General features: G+C 65.8%; 2 pseudogenes. One reads left to right on the plus strand and one right to left on the minus strand.

Annotated features, from left to right (window positions below):
• Positions 1-202 precede the first annotated feature (202 nt).
• Positions 203-364, plus strand: a pseudogene (locus tag FGX59_RS37110) (transposase); the annotation flags it as partial.
• Here FGX59_RS37110 and FGX59_RS39220 read toward each other — a convergent pair.
• Positions 362-690: pseudogene (locus FGX59_RS39220) on the minus strand (hypothetical protein); the annotation flags it as partial. The pseudogenes FGX59_RS37110 and FGX59_RS39220 sit on opposite strands and share 3 nt — an antisense overlap.
• Positions 691-781 lie beyond the last annotated feature (91 nt).

A 781-nucleotide genomic window follows, 5' to 3' on the forward strand; every position in this document is an offset into this window, starting at 1 on the left:
ATAGCCAAACGAAAAAGCCAGCGCCCGAAAGCCCGCAGCGCGCGCTCCACGGCTCGAGCCCTGGCACCAACCGCGCCCCCGAGGCGACCCCGGTCCGATCCAGCCCCCGGCCGTCTGTCCAGCGAGCCCGCCATCCGTGTGACCTGAGACCCGCATCTTCCTCCAGTTTGAGGTTGAGTCCGCCCCAACCAGGAGACGGACAATGAAGCGATCAAGGTTCAGCGAAGAGCAGATCATCGGGATGCTGAAGGAGCAGGAGGCGGGCATGGCGACGGCCGATGTCTGCCGCAAGCACGGGGTCAGCACGGCGACGTTCTACAAATACAAGGCGCGGTTTGGCGGTCTTGAGGTGTCGGATGCCCGACACGAAGTCCAGCGACCAGCGCTGGTTCGGTCCCTGCGGGCGCGCCGTCGGCGCCCTGGTCCCCAGGGCCAGCTTGCGACCGTCCCGTTTACGGCCCTTTAAGCCTTCTTCCCGGTAGATCCGGTAGAGCTTCTTCCAGTTCTGCGTCCAGCCCTCCCGCCGCAGCAGGATGTGAAGACGCCCCCTCTCGGGACATCGCGTCGCGATGCCCTGCCGGGCAGTGGATAGCCGAACCGCCGGCGCTCTCCGGAGAGCTCCTTCAGGCTCTGGCGCAGCTCATGGTTCCCCGGCCTGGAGGCGCGCCGCCTGAAGACACGCGGGTGGAGAGGTGGTCCCGTTTTTTCGACCAGTTTGCCGCCGGGCTAAGCTATAGCATTGGTTTCACGTCAGGCGGCGATCTTCAGGTTCGGGGTCCGG

Origin of the sequence: Poseidonocella sp. HB161398 (genome assembly GCF_005870025.1) — a bacterium.
Lineage (GTDB): Bacteria > Pseudomonadota > Alphaproteobacteria > Rhodobacterales > Rhodobacteraceae > Mangrovicoccus.